Below are 13299 nucleotides of genomic sequence, written 5' to 3' on the forward strand. Positions count from 1 at the left end.
ACTACAAACAGCAGGGAAAAGGAGCAGGGCAGTGAAATGATTGTCGGCAGGCGGTCATTGAAAAGGAGAAAAAAGAAGGAAAAAACGCGCGAACCGATCGCGCGCCGTTTTTATTGCGTCAACGAAAACGCCGCAGAAGAAAGCTTGCGGCGGCAGGCGTTAATCGACCAGCAGCACGCGGCTGGTATTGGTGGTGCCGGTGGTGCCCATCACGTCGCCCTGGGTAACGATAACCAGATCGCCGGAGACCAGGAAACCCTTGTCGCGCAGCAGGTTAATCGCATCGTGCGCTGCGGCCACGCCGTCGTTGTTGCTGTCGAAGTAGACCGGCGTGACGCCGCGATAGAGCGCCGTCAGGTTCAGCGTACGCTCGTGACGCGACATCGCGAAGATCGGCAAGCCGGAGGTGATGCGCGAAGTCATCAACGCGGTGCGCCCTGATTCGGTCATGGTGATAATCGCCGTGACGCCCTGTAAATGGTTGGCGGCATACATCGCCGACATCGCAATCGCTTCTTCAACGTTATCGAACTGCACTTCCAGACGGTGCTTCGAGACGTTGATACTGGGCACTTTCTCCGCGCCAAGACAGACTTTCGCCATCGCGCTGACGGTTTCTGCCGGATACTGACCGGCGGCGGTTTCCGCCGAGAGCATCACCGCATCGGTGCCGTCCAGTACGGCGTTCGCCACGTCCATGACTTCGGCGCGCGTCGGCATTGGATTGGTGATCATCGATTCCATCATCTGTGTGGCGGTAATCACCGCGCGATTCAGCTGACGTGCGCGGCGGATCAGCGCCTTCTGGATGCCGACCAGTTCAGGGTCGCCAATTTCCACGCCCAGATCGCCACGCGCCACCATCACCACGTCGGACGCCAGGATAATGTCATCCATCGCCGCCTGGGTAGAGACCGCTTCGGCGCGCTCCACTTTCGCCACGATTTTCGCATCGCTGCCTGCTTCCTGCGCCAGGCGGCGCGCGTAATTGAGATCTTCGCCGCAGCGCGGGAAGGAGACGGCCAGATAATCGACGCCGATTTTCGCCGCGGTGAGAATGTCCGCTTTGTCTTTTTCGGTCAGCGCCTCGGCGGAAAGGCCGCCGCCCAGCTTGTTGATGCCTTTATTATTGGAAAGCGGGCCGCCGACCGTGACTTCGGTAAAGACTTTGCTGTCGCGCACTTCCAGCACTTTTAGCTGAACGCGGCCATCGTCAAGCAGCAGCACGTCGCCCGGCACCACATCTTCCGGCAGGCCTTTATAATCGATGCCGACTTTCTCTTTATCGCCTTCGCCCTTGCCCAGGCTGGCGTCGAGCAGAAAACGATCGCCGACGCTGAGGAAAATTTTGCCTTCTTTAAAGGTCGACACGCGGATTTTCGGTCCCTGCAGGTCGCCAAGGATGGCGACGTGGCGGCCCAGACGGGCGGCGATGTCGCGTACTTTATCCGCACGCAGCTGATGATCCTCTGGCGTGCCGTGTGAGAAGTTCAGTCGCACTACGTTAGCCCCGGCGGCAATAATCTTTTCCAGGTTGTTATCGCGGTCGGTAGCAGGGCCTAAAGTGGTAACGATCTTGGTTCTTCTGAGACGTCGGGTCATGGGTTTTCCTTAAGGTGTAGAAACCTGAGTGATGCACAGAGTAAGCATGAATGTTCTGGTTATGATTATTTATCGGCTTGCCGCGAGTAATCTTTCCTCTTTGTTGTTCTCATTCGCGCGATTTTCCCGGCGGCGAGTGAAGATAATCTGTTCGCCAAATACAATACTGACACCCGCTGCTAAAGTCACTCTTCCTGCACATAGAAGAAAAACTTCATTGATAACAGACAATATTTAAGCGGCGCGCCGCTGTGACAGGGCGTCGGAAGCGCAGAATACAGAACGGCAGGGCACGGCTAGCGCGGCGCGGAAAAGACGTCGATCTCCTTGTCGAGCCGCGAGGCCTTGAGCGCCTCTTTCACTCGCCGGAGATTGTCGCGGAAGTGGGCGCCGCGATGCAACGTGAAACCGGTGGCCAGCACGTCAATCAGCATCAGCTGCGCCATCCGCGACACCATCGGCATAGTGATATCGATATCTTCCGCCACGTCCAGCGCCAGCAGCAACGTCGCTTCGCGCGCCAGCGGCGAGCCGGAGGCGGTAAGCGCCAGCACCGTCGCGCCGTTCTTGCGCGCCAGCTGCGCCAGCTCGGTCAGCGATGTGGTGCGCCCGGTATGAGAGATCAACACCACCACATCCTCCGCGCCGCTGTTGATGCAGCTCATGCGCTGCATCACCACGTCGTCTGAATAGATCACCGGCACATTGAAGCGGAAGAATTTATTCATCGCGTCATGCGCCACGGCGGCTGACGCGCCCAGCCCGAAAAAGCTGATCTTTTTCGCCGCCGCCAGCAGTTCGACGGCGCGCTGTATCGCCGACATATCCAGTCGCTGACGCACCTGCTCAAGACCAGCCAGCGCCGAATGAAAAATTTTATCGGCGTAGATATCCACTGCGTCATTTTCGTCGATATGGCGGCTGACCCAGGGCGTGCCGGTCGCCAGGCACTGCGCCAGCTGTAGTTTGAAATCGGGAAAGCCTTTAGTCTGCATGCGGTGGCAGAAGCGGTTTACCGTGGGATCGCTGACGCCTGCGCGACTGGCCAGCTGGGCGATGCTGGAGCGGATGGCGTTTTGCGGCGCGGCGAGGATCGCTTCGGCGACTTTACGTTCAGATTTGCTGAGGTGGGGAAGCTGCGTGTGAATTCTCTCCAGCATGTTGTTCATTTGATTACGCTCATCACTTCCGTCGATTTCATTTACAGGTGCATCCGATGGTCATTTACTGAGAATATACCGTGTCGCGACAGCAACATGGCAGCGCAGGTAAAACGCATCCTGACGTTTTTTGCCAGAATATGAGCTGTGTCTGATTTTCACCGAAGGAAAGCCATAAGAAAAGTGGGGTGAAAACGACGCGCTATTGGACCATGGCGTCGCTAAAGTAACCGGTTATGGCAAAAGAGGCGGGCGCCGGTTTACCCGCGCCGGTTAAACACAGTACATTGTGCTGAAAGAAAATTACAATAAGAGCTGAGCCTGTCGGGAATTTTTGGCTCAACTCATCCTGCAACGAGGAGATAAGAATGGCGGTAACACAAACAGCCCAGGCATGCGATCTGGTCATTTTTGGCGCCAAAGGCGATCTGGCGCGCCGGAAACTGCTGCCTTCCCTGTATCAGTTGGAAAAGGCCGGGCAGATCCATGAGCAGACCCGTATTATCGGCGTCGGACGTGCGGAATGGGACAAGGCGGCCTACACCAAAGTGGTGCGTGAGGCGCTGGAAACCTTCATGAAAGAGAAAATCGACGAAGCGCTGTGGGATCGTCTCAGCAATCGTCTCGATTTTTGCAACCTGGACGTTAACGATACGACGCACTTTACGCGTCTGGGCAAAATGCTCGATCAAAAAAACCGCGTCACCATCAACTATTTCGCTATGCCGCCCAGCACCTTCGGCGCTATCTGCAAAGGCCTCGGCCAGGCGAAGCTGAACGCTAAACCGGCGCGCGTGGTGATGGAAAAACCGCTCGGCACCTCGCTGGAAACGTCGCAGGAAATCAACGACCAGGTCGGTGAATATTTCGAAGAGTGCCAGGTGTTCCGCATTGACCATTACCTGGGTAAAGAAACGGTGCTGAACCTGCTGGCGCTGCGTTTCGCCAACTCGCTGTTCGCCAACAACTGGGACAACCGCACTATCGACCACGTACAGATCACCGTCGCGGAAGAAGTGGGCATCGAAGGCCGCTGGGGATACTTTGATAAAGCGGGTCAGATGCGCGATATGATCCAGAATCACCTGTTGCAGGTGCTGACCATGATCGCTATGTCACCGCCGTCCGATCTCAGCGCCGACAGCATTCGCGATGAAAAAGTCAAAGTGCTGCGTTCGCTGCGCCGCATCGACCATACCAACGTGCGCGAAAAAACCGTGCGCGGCCAGTACACTGCCGGCTTTGTGCAGGGCAAAAAAGTGCCGGGCTACCTGGAAGAAGAGGGCGCCAACAAAGCCAGCAATACGGAAACTTTCGTTTCTATCCGCGTCGATATCGACAACTGGCGCTGGGCGGGCGTGCCGTTCTACTTGCGCACCGGCAAGCGTCTGCCGACCAAGTGTTCTGAAGTGGTGGTCTACTTCAAAAACCCGGAAATGAACCTGTTTAAAGAATCCTGGCAAGAGCTGCCGCAGAACAAGCTGACCATTCGCCTGCAGCCGGACGAAGGGGTGGATATCGAAATCCTGAACAAAGTGCCGGGCCTCGATCACAAACACAACCTACAAACCACCAAGCTTGACCTGAGCTACTCCGAGACCTTTAACCAGTCTCACCTGGCGGATGCCTATGAGCGCCTGCTGCTGGAAAGCATGCGCGGCATTCAGGCGCTGTTCGTGCGCCGCGACGAGGTGGAAGCGGCATGGACGTGGGTCGATTCCATTATTGACGCCTGGGCCGCCGACAACGAGGCGCCGAAGCCGTATCAGGCAGGCACCTGGGGGCCGGTCGCCTCTGTCGCCATGATCACGCGCGACGGCCGTTCCTGGAACGAGTTTGAATAAGCACAACAACTAAGCCCGCGAAATGCGGGCTTTTTTTCGCGCTGAAGCGGATGCATAGAAAATTGAACCGCAGTTTCAAAAAACGTTAAAGGGCGTGGACGACCGCGAATAAAATCGGGTATGGTATTGAGCGTTTTCTTTGCTGCGCGGATGCGCGCCATTATTGCCAGTGGTCGGATGGGTTCGCTGGCCTGACAGGAGAGTAGAACGATGAAAAACTGGAAAACAAGCGCCGAGGCGATTCTGACAACAGGCCCAGTGGTGCCGGTGATTGTGGTCAACGATCTGGCGCATGCGGTGCCGATGGCTAAAGCGCTGGTGGCGGGCGGCGTACGCGTGCTGGAAGTAACCTTGCGCACGCCGGTGGCAATGGATGCGCTGAAGGCGATCATTCAGGAAGTGCCGGACGCCATCGTTGGCGCCGGAACGGTGATCAATACCCAGCAGCTGGCGGAAGTGACCGCCGCAGGCGCCCAGTTTGTTATCAGCCCCGGCATCACCGAGCCGCTGCTGCAGGCGGCGGTAGAAGGCACCGTTCCGCTTATTCCCGGCATCAGCACCGTTTCTGAACTGATGACCGGGATGCAATATGGCCTGCGCGAGTTTAAATTCTTCCCGGCGGAAGCCAATGGCGGAGTAAAGGCATTGCAGGCGATCGCCGGGCCTTTCCCACAGGTGCGCTTCTGTCCGACCGGCGGCATTTCGCCGAAAAATTACCGCGACTACCTGGCGCTGAAAAGCGTGCTCTGCATCGGCGGTTCCTGGCTGGTGCCGAACGATGCGCTGGCTTCCGGCGACTATCAGCGCATTACTGAACTGGCGCGCGAAGCCGTCGCTGGCGCGCGTTAAGTCATCACCGTCTCTCCCGCCATGGGAGAGCCGGCAGCCTTAGCCGCTGACCTCTACGGCGGCAGCGGCGGCAACCGCACGCGCTACCGCCTCTTCCGTACTCTCTCCGGCTGCCAGCGCGACGCCCATCCGACGTTTACCGTCCACGTCCGGCTTGCCGAACAGCCGCAGCTGCAAGCCCGCGCCCAGCGCCTGCTCAACGTTGCCGAAGCTGACGTTGTTGCTGCTGAGCGCTGGAAGGATCACGGCGGAGGCGGCCGGGCCATACTGACGCACCGCGCCAACGGGCAGACCCAGGAAGGCGCGCACATGCAGCGCAAACTCAGACATATCCTGCGAGATCAACGTCACCATGCCGGTGTCGTGCGGGCGCGGCGACACTTCGCTGAATATCACCTCATCGCCGCAGACAAACAGCTCTACGCCAAAGAGGCCGAAACCGCCTAGCGCCGTCACCACTTTTTCCGCAACCTCCTGAGCGCGCTGTAACGCCAGCGGGCTCATCTGCTGCGGCTGCCAGGATTCGCGGTAGTCGCCATCTTCCTGACGGTGGCCTATCGGCGCGCAGAAATGAATGCCGTCAACGGCACTGATGGTGAGCAGAGTGATCTCAAAATCGAATTTCACTACTCCTTCGACAATTACTTTTCCGGCGCCGGCGCGGCCGCCCTGTTGCGCATAGTCCCACGCCTGTTGCAGCTGCGCCGCCTCACGGATAAAGCTCTGCCCTTTGCCGGAGGAGCTCATTACCGGCTTGACGATGCAGGGAAAACCGATCTCTTCCACCGCCGCGATAAATGACGCCTGACTGTCGGCGAAGCGATAGGAGGAGGTCGGCAGCGCCAGCGTTTCCGCCGCAAGGCGACGAATGCCTTCGCGGTTCATGGTCAGACGCGCGGCGCGCGCATTAGGCACCACGCGCTGCCCCTGCTGCTCCAGGGCGATCAGCGTATCGGTGGCGATCGCTTCGATTTCAGGCACCACATAATCGGGACGCTCCTGGGCGATCAATGTTTTCAGCGCTTCGCCGTCCAGCATATTGATCACATGGCTGCGATGCGCGACGTGCATGGCGGGCGCATCGGCGTAGCGATCGACGGCGATAACCTCTACGCCCAGCCGCTGACATTCAATCGCCACTTCTTTACCCAATTCGCCGGAGCCTAACAGCATTACGCGCGTCGCGCCCGGACGCAGCGCTGTTCCAAGAGTCGTCATAGTACCTACCTGAAAGTGAGGAAGAAAAACGCGCGCAGTATATACGAAAACGTTTGCGTACGCAGCCGTCAGGAAAGCTTGATCTGAAAATTTGGCCTGCTATACTGTATAAAAATACAGTAATCGAGGTGAGTCATGGCTGTTGAAACCAAATTTGTAGTGGTCAGAAAAGGTGAAGAAAAAATGACATTTGCCAGCAAGAAAGAAGCAGACGCATACGACAAGATGCTCGATATGGCGGAGGCCTTTACTGACTGGCTGTTGCAGAGCGAACTGCCGCTGGATGAAGCGCAGTTTGAAAATCTGGGTCTGTTCCTCGCCGAGCAGAAAGATGCGGTTCAGCATATTCTGCGCACCAGTAAACTGCCGGAGGCGCAGTCCGATAATGCCGTGCCGAAAGCGGCTGATGCAGAAAGCAGTAAAAAGATGCGCGCCGTTAAGGCGGCCTGATCAATATTGCAGCCTGACGAATATCAGCCACACTTTGTTCAGAAGAAGTTGAGCAGAGCGGGGCTCTCCGCTGGTCAGGCAAAGCTGCGGTCGCGTTTTTATTGTGTGTCCGTATCGTTTCAGGCGACGCTTTGATTGTCGACTGAACAGGCGGCATCGCGTCCGCCATATTCTTATCTTGTCTGCCCGGCCTGACGCCGCGCCGGTTCTCCGACGCGGCGTTTTCATCTGTTTGCTTCCGCTTACGCTTCTTGACGTCCGGTACTTCAGACTATGACGCACATTGCGAAAGGAGAGACTATGAGTAACTGGCTGCAGCAACTTCAACAAATGTTAGGCAACAAGAACCTCGGCAACGCAGGCGCGAAAGCGCAGGGCGGCAGCGAAGCCTTAAATAAAATGCTGGCGCCCGGCGCGCTTGGCAGCCTGGCGGGACTGCTGATATCCAGCAAGACCTCGCGCAACTTACTGGCGAAATATGGCAAAAACGCGCTGATTATCGGCGGCGGCGCGGCGGCGGGTACCCTGTTGTGGAACAAATACAAACAGCGCGTGCGTGAAGCGCATCAGGATGAGCCGCAGTTTGGCCAGCAGGCGACGCCGGTCGATCAGCGGGCTGAGCGTCTGATCACCGCACTGGTCTTCGCCGCTAAAAGCGACGGCCATATTGATGGTGAGGAGCGTAAGGCGATTGAGCAAAATATCCATCAGGCGGGCTATGGTGAACAGGCAGAAGCGCTGATTCAGCAGGCGATCAATCGTCCGCTCGATCCGCACTGGCTGGCGCAGGGCGTTAAAAACGAAGAAGAGGCGCTGGAACTCTACTTTCTCAGCTGCGCGACGATCGATGTCGATCATTTTATGGAGCGCAGCTATCTGAAAGAGCTGGGCGACGCGCTGAAAATTCCGGCGGACGTACGCGAAGAGATTGAAAAAGATATCCGTCAGGAAAAAGAGAAACTGCCTTCCTGATTTCCTTAAGTTAAGGCCTGACGCCGCCTGGCGACAGGCTGCATGCTGGTTTTTACCGCTCACCGCTTGGCAATCATGGCCTTAGCTGCCACCCTTAATGGATGTTTGTCTGGAAACAGTAACCGTTATGATGCCACCAAAAGCAAAAAAAGTTGCCCATGAGATGACGCTGCATGGCGATACTCGCGTCGATAATTACTACTGGCTGCGCGACGATCAGCGCGAAGATCCAGAAGTGCTCGACTATCTACACGCGGAAAATGACTACGGTCATAAGGTCATGCTGTCGCAGAAGGCCCTGCAGGATCGCCTGTTAAAAGAGATGGTCGGGCGCATATCGCAGCAGGACTACAGCGTGCCTTATGTGAAAAACGGCTACCGCTATCAAAGCCGTTATGAAGCGGGCAACGAATACGCCATCTACCTGCGCCAGCCAGCGGACACCGGGACGCCGGACGAGTGGGAGACGCTGCTCGACGCCAACCAGCGCGCCGCACACAGCGAGTTCTATACTATGGGCGCGCTGGATATCAGCCCGGACAACCGCATTATGGCGCTGGCGGAAGATTTTCTTTCACGCCGTCAGTATGGCATCCGCTTTCGCAATCTGGAGACCGGCAACTGGTACCCGGAAGTGCTGGAGAACGTCTCGCCCAGCTTTGCCTGGGTGAATGACTCAAAAACGCTCTATTACGTGCGTAAAGATAAGCAGACGCTGCTGCCTTATCAGGTGTGGCGGCACAATGTCGGCACGCCGCAGCGGGATGACGAACTGGTCTATGAGGAAAAAGACGATACCTTTTACCTCAGCGTGCATAAAACCACCTCGGAGCATTTTGTTCTCATCGCGCTGCACAGCACGACGACTACAGAAATTCATCTGCTTGACGCGGAGTATGCCGATGCGCGTCCGCGGGTGTTCGTGCCGCGCCGCAAAGGGCATGAATATACGCTCGACCACTACGATCACCGTTTCTGGTTGCGATCTAACCGCGACGGCAAAAACTTCGGTCTCTACCGCACCAGCTATCTGGATGAGTCGCGCTGGGAAACCATTATCGCGCCGCGCGATCATGTGGTGATGGAGGATTTCCAGCTGTTCCGCGACTGGCTGGTGGTGGAAGAGCGCCAGCGCGGGCTTTCCAGCCTGCGGCAGATCTGCTGGCGCACCGGCGAAACCTTCGGCATCGCCTTCGACGATCCCGCCTATGTGACCTGGCTTGCCTTTAACGCCTCGCCGGAGACCAGCAAGCTGCGCTACGGCTACTCCTCCATGACCACGCCCACCACGCTGTTTGAACTGGATATGGATACCGGCGAGCGGCGCGTGCTGAAGCAGACGCAGATTAACGGCTTCGATTCCGCCAACTACAAAAGCGAGCATTTGTGGATTAAAGCGCGCGACGGCGTCGAGGTGCCGGTATCGCTGGTTTATCACCGCCAGCACTATCAGCCGGGTAAAAACCCTATGCTGGTATACGGCTACGGCTCTTACGGCTCGATTATGGACGCGGACTTCAGCTCCAGCCGACTCAGTCTGCTCGATCGCGGTTTTATCTATGCGCTGGTGCATGTGCGCGGCGGCGGCGAGTTAGGGCAGCAGTGGTACGACGATGGCCGTCTGCTGAACAAGATGAACACCTTCAACGATTTTCTGGACGTAACTGACGCGCTGGTGCAGCAGGGCTACGGCGATCCGCAGCGGCTGTACGCCATGGGCGGCAGTGCGGGCGGCCTGCTGATGGGCGCGGTCATCAACCAGCAGCCCGATCGTTTTCACGGCGTGGTGGCGCAGGTGCCGTTTGTCGATGTGGTAACCACCATGCTGGATGAGACCATTCCGCTGACCACCGGCGAATATGATGAGTGGGGCAACCCTAACGATCCGCAGTACTATCACTATATGAAGCAGTACAGCCCTTACGACAACGTGAGTGAAAATCACTATCCGCATATGCTGGTGACGACCGGGCTGCATGATTCGCAAGTGCAGTACTGGGAGCCGGCCAAGTGGGTAGCGAAGCTGCGCGACCAGAAAAAGGATGAGAACCTGCTGCTGCTCTGTACCGATATGGATTCCGGTCACGGCGGCAAATCGGGCCGCTTTAAATCCTATGAGGGCGTCTCGCTGGAGTTCGCCTTTATCATCGGCCTGGCACAGGGCACGCTGCACAGCGGCAGCGGCTACTAATCCTCCTGATTAACCTGCTTTTGCAGCGCAGTGCGCAGGGCAGGTTTCAGATCCGGGATAGAATTCAGCATCCAGCGCAGGTAGCCGGGGTCGCGTTTCGCTACCTCAGCGATGGCGCGTCCGCGATATTTGCCGAAGGGCATTACATCCTGCCCGGCAGCGGTCGGGGCGCTCACGACGCCCGCCATGCGCGGCGCGTCCCAGCCGGAGGTTTCCATAATGCGGATCAGCAGCGCGGCGGTGACGTAGCAGTCGTACAGCGCGCGGTGCGCATGAAGATCGGCGGGCGTTGTCACCTCCAGCTTCAGATGCTCGCGCAGCGCCTGGTTTCCGTAGCGCAGACCCGGCCAGAGCTGACGCGCCAGTTTCATGGTGCAGATCCATTCGCCATGCATTTCCGGCAGCATGCGACGATCGAAGCTGGCGTTATGGGCGACGTAGTAGGGGCTGCCGTGATAGCGATGGATCAATGCCTCAATTGGCGGCTTATCGGCCACCATCGCTTCGGTAATGCGGTGTACCGCCATCGCCTGACGGCTGATAGGGCGGTCGGGACAGACCAGATCGCTCATGGGATTGACGATTTGTCCGTCAATCACGTCGACGGAAGCGATCTCAACGATACCGCCCTGCAGACCGCAGGTTTCAGTATCAATAACGCGTAGCATAAAGCCTCTTAGCGCATGGGCGCACTGTTATTTCTTCGGTTCCCAGGGCAGGCGGGAGAGATTAAGGGATGCCTGTCGGTGATGCATCAGGCGCTGACGGAACCAGTCGCGCAGCGCTTCCGGCTGCTCGCGTTCGACGATTTCTGCCACCACCGGCATATTGTAACGTTCTTTAAACGCGACGCCCGCTGCGGCTAAATCGACGTTCACTTTATCCTTCTCTTCCTGCGACAGTGTTGCCAGATTGTTACTCATTTTTTGCTCCTCTGTATAAGCACGACGCAGTCGCCGTTATTGCCTCGACAGCTCCCGGTACGGAGAGTATGCTGCGGCCTCGTCGGTGACAACCACGATAGTTTACAGGATGAAATCATGTTGAAAAACCGCATCTCTGCTTTACCTGGCGCAGCCCTCCTGGTACTGGCGGTCGCCTTTTCTCCGGCTGCGTTGGCCCATGCCCATCTGAAATCACAATATCCCGCAGCGAATGCCAACGTTGAAGCGTCTCCGCAGGCGTTGACGCTAACCTTCTCGGAAGATATCGAGCCCGCGTTCAGCGGCGTAACAATCCTTGGCGCAGGCCAGCAGGTAATGCCGACCGCCGAAGTGGAACGCGCGCCGCAGCAGCATAACCAGCTGATCGTGCCGCTGGAGAAACCGCTTCCGGGCGGCAGCTACCAGGTTAACTGGCATGTGCTGTCGGTCGATGGTCATAAAACCAAAGGAAGCTACACTTTCAGCGTGAAGTAACCATGACGCTGGAATCGCTCTATATTTTCTGCCGTTGGCTGCACTTCAGCGCGTTGATGCTGTTGTCCGGCAGCGCCTTCTACAGCGCGCTGCTGGCGCCGCGCCGCTATCGGCCTCTGCTCAGCCGACGCCTGATGCCAGTGCTGGTCGTCAGTACGTTGCTGGCTTTGCTGAGTGCGGTGGCGATGCTGGCGCTACAGACCGGCCTGATGAGCGGCGACGGACATAATATCGTTCAGCCCGCCATCTGGCGCGCCGTGCTGCATACCGGCTTCGGCCAGGCCTGGCGCATCCAGCTGCTGTTCGCGCTGCTGGCCTGTCTGAGCCTGGCGATGCGCGGCGTCTGGCGTCAGCGTTTGCTGCTGCTGTGCGGCCTGGCTCAGCTCTGCGGTCTGACGCTGGTGGGACACGCGGCGATGTTAAGCGGCTGGTGCGGGACGTTGCAACGTCTTAACCATGCGGTGCATCTTACAGGCGCCGCGTTCTGGACCGGCGGCCTGCTGCCGCTGCTGTGGTTGATGCGCGATGCGCGTCAGTCGGCGTTGCGCGGCGATGCGATACGCGCCATGATGCGTTTTTCGCGCTATGGACATCTGGCCGTGGCGCTGACCCTGGTCAGCGGCGTGATTAATACCGCACTGATTGTCGGCTGGCCCTGGCCAGTGGAGAATAATTATCGGCTGCTGCTGTTGATGAAAGTCGGGCTGGTGGCGTTAATGGTTTTTACCGCGTTGTTTAACCGCTACTGGCTGGTGCCGCGTTTTCAACGGCCGGATGGCAGGGCGCAGCAGTGGTTTGTGCGCGCAACGCAGTTTGAAGTACTGACTGCGGCGTTGGTGGTCTTTTTAGTCAGTTTTTTCGCCACGCTGCAGCCGTAATAACAGAAAGCCCTGAGCTTTGGGCACGAGCAAGACAATAAGGTAACGCAATGAAGAAAATCATCGGATTGGTACTGGCGATGGGATGCTGCGCCAACGCGCTGGCGGCGTCGGAAGTGATCACGGTTAGTCGTTTTGAGATCGGCAAAGATAAATGGCCGTTCAACCGTGAAGAGGTGATGCTTACCTGTACGAAAGAGCATGCGCTGTTTGCCATTAACCCCAGCACCCTGATGCAATATCCGCTGAATGATAAAGCGGCGCAGAAAGTGGCGTCGGGCCAGGCTAAGGCTCAGCCTGTCGCCGTTATCCAAAACGACGATCCGCAACATCCGGGGCAGAAGGCCAGCCTGCAACCCATAATCGATCGTGCGGAAAAACTCTGCAATTAATACCATCGGCGCGGCCTGCCGCGCCGTCTTCTATAGTCAATAATGGCGCTAAGCGATAGTCCTCTCTTACAGTTCTGCCGTTAACTTCACAGAGTTCAACTCTTCTTTGCAGCCTGGTTACATCCGGCTGGAAAATCCACACGACTGTTCTACGCTTTAAAAGGCAAGGCGACATCGCCTGCATCAATGCCAACTTTTAGCGCACGGCTCTTAAAGAGCCATTTCCCTGGACCGAATATAGGAATCGTATTCGGTCTTTTTTTGTTTATAGTTTATAAACAGTAAGTTAGTGAAAAATCAGTCATTTAATCATGATCCTGTTACC

At 57.3% G+C, this 13299-nt stretch carries 13 protein-coding genes; 8 read left to right on the forward strand and 5 right to left on the reverse strand.

Annotated features, from left to right (window positions below; translation table 11 throughout):
- Positions 1 to 159: 159 nt before the first annotated feature.
- Both pyk and MYY08_RS12865 read right to left on the reverse strand, forming a co-directional pair.
- The gene (gene pyk, locus MYY08_RS12860) at positions 160 to 1602 is read right to left on the reverse strand and encodes a pyruvate kinase (RefSeq protein ID WP_084970057.1); all 1443 of its coding nucleotides are present in this window, start codon (positions 1600 to 1602) and stop codon (positions 160 to 162) included.
- Between the two features lie 296 nt (positions 1603 to 1898).
- On the reverse strand, positions 1899 to 2771 hold the full coding sequence (locus tag MYY08_RS12865) for a MurR/RpiR family transcriptional regulator (RefSeq protein WP_038625659.1): 873 nt from the start codon (positions 2769 to 2771) through the stop codon (positions 1899 to 1901).
- A 359-nt stretch (positions 2772 to 3130) separates the two neighbouring features.
- Here MYY08_RS12865 and zwf point away from each other — a divergent pair, with 359 nt between their 5' ends.
- Both zwf and MYY08_RS12875 read left to right on the forward strand, forming a co-directional pair.
- Positions 3131 to 4606, forward strand: a complete 1476-nt coding sequence (zwf, locus tag MYY08_RS12870; RefSeq protein WP_038625660.1) for a glucose-6-phosphate dehydrogenase — start codon at positions 3131 to 3133, stop codon at positions 4604 to 4606.
- Positions 4607 to 4816: 210 nt separating this feature from the next.
- Positions 4817 to 5455, forward strand: coding sequence for a bifunctional 4-hydroxy-2-oxoglutarate aldolase/2-dehydro-3-deoxy-phosphogluconate aldolase (locus MYY08_RS12875; protein WP_038625662.1), 639 nt, complete (start codon positions 4817 to 4819; stop codon positions 5453 to 5455).
- Between the two features lie 39 nt (positions 5456 to 5494).
- Here the strand turns inward: MYY08_RS12875 and purT are convergent, their stop codons facing one another.
- Complete coding sequence (gene purT / locus MYY08_RS12880) at positions 5495 to 6673, reverse strand: formate-dependent phosphoribosylglycinamide formyltransferase (protein WP_288014483.1); 1179 nt, start codon at positions 6671 to 6673, stop codon at positions 5495 to 5497.
- Between the two features lie 135 nt (positions 6674 to 6808).
- Between purT and MYY08_RS12885 the strand changes: the two genes are divergently transcribed.
- From MYY08_RS12885 to MYY08_RS12895, 3 genes are all read left to right on the forward strand, one after another.
- Complete coding sequence (locus MYY08_RS12885) at positions 6809 to 7123, forward strand: YebG family protein (RefSeq protein ID WP_038625666.1); 315 nt, start codon at positions 6809 to 6811, stop codon at positions 7121 to 7123.
- A 300-nt stretch (positions 7124 to 7423) separates the two neighbouring features.
- Positions 7424 to 8095, forward strand: coding sequence for a tellurite resistance TerB family protein (locus MYY08_RS12890; RefSeq protein ID WP_038625668.1), 672 nt, complete (start codon positions 7424 to 7426; stop codon positions 8093 to 8095).
- 127 nt (positions 8096 to 8222) lie between these two features.
- Complete coding sequence (locus MYY08_RS12895; RefSeq protein ID WP_038625669.1) at positions 8223 to 10286, forward strand: prolyl oligopeptidase family serine peptidase; 2064 nt, start codon at positions 8223 to 8225, stop codon at positions 10284 to 10286.
- On the opposite strand, the gene exoX is transcribed toward MYY08_RS12895, so the two are convergent.
- Positions 10283 to 10954, reverse strand: a complete 672-nt coding sequence (exoX, locus tag MYY08_RS12900; RefSeq protein ID WP_038625671.1) for an exodeoxyribonuclease X — start codon at positions 10952 to 10954, stop codon at positions 10283 to 10285. The two genes, MYY08_RS12895 and exoX, sit on opposite strands and share 4 nt — an antisense overlap.
- Before the next feature lie 27 nt (positions 10955 to 10981).
- Positions 10982 to 11209 carry a DNA polymerase III subunit theta gene (locus MYY08_RS12905; protein WP_038625673.1) on the reverse strand — a complete coding sequence of 76 codons (228 nt, stop codon included), beginning with the start codon at positions 11207 to 11209 and terminating at the stop codon, positions 10982 to 10984.
- A gap of 117 nt (positions 11210 to 11326) precedes the next feature.
- On the opposite strand from MYY08_RS12905, the gene yobA reads away from it, so the two are divergent.
- The 3 genes from yobA to MYY08_RS12920 are packed head-to-tail and all read left to right on the forward strand — an operon-like array spanning position 11327 to position 12974.
- On the forward strand, positions 11327 to 11704 hold the full coding sequence (gene yobA / locus MYY08_RS12910) for a CopC domain-containing protein YobA (RefSeq protein ID WP_052133887.1): 378 nt from the start codon (positions 11327 to 11329) through the stop codon (positions 11702 to 11704).
- Positions 11705 to 11706: 2 nt separating this feature from the next.
- Positions 11707 to 12582 (forward strand): copper homeostasis membrane protein CopD, encoded by an 876-nt coding sequence (gene copD / locus MYY08_RS12915; protein WP_038625676.1) that lies wholly within the window; start codon positions 11707 to 11709, stop codon positions 12580 to 12582.
- Between the two features lie 50 nt (positions 12583 to 12632).
- The gene (locus MYY08_RS12920; RefSeq protein WP_038625678.1) at positions 12633 to 12974 is read left to right on the forward strand and encodes a YebY family protein; all 342 of its coding nucleotides are present in this window, start codon (positions 12633 to 12635) and stop codon (positions 12972 to 12974) included.
- The last annotated feature ends 325 nt before the right edge of the window (positions 12975 to 13299 follow it).

Origin of the sequence: Mixta sp. (assembly GCF_024610815.1) — a bacterium.
Lineage (GTDB): Bacteria > Pseudomonadota > Gammaproteobacteria > Enterobacterales > Enterobacteriaceae > Mixta > Mixta calida.